The following is a 228-nucleotide window of genomic DNA, read 5'->3' as shown; positions in this document are numbered from 1 at the left end:
GCCACATCGTCAACGTCGCCTCCACCGCCGCCAAGCGCGCCTGGCCCAACGCGGCGGCCTACCACGCCAGCAAATGGGGATTGCTTGGGCTCTCGCACGCCCTGCATGCCGAACTGCGTCCGCAGAACATCCGCGTCCCCGCCGTCGTCGCCGGCGGCATGCGCACGCCCTTCCTGCTCGAACGCTTTCCCGAACTCGACCCGGCCCAGCTCCAGGACCCGGCGAACG

At 70.6% G+C, this 228-nt stretch carries 1 protein-coding gene; it reads left to right on the top strand.

Annotation, left to right across the window (positions count from 1 at the left end; translation table 11 throughout):
• The coding region (locus tag KVT32_RS31990; RefSeq protein ID WP_217619625.1) for an SDR family oxidoreductase at positions 1–228 on the top strand (228 nt) is incomplete at both ends.

It is taken from the genome of Achromobacter sp. GbtcB20 (assembly GCF_019091095.1).
GTDB lineage: Bacteria > Pseudomonadota > Gammaproteobacteria > Burkholderiales > Burkholderiaceae_B > Achromobacter > Achromobacter mucicolens.
The sequence above is the reverse complement of the archived record's forward strand: the minus strand, read 5'-3'. Positions and strand labels throughout refer to the sequence as shown.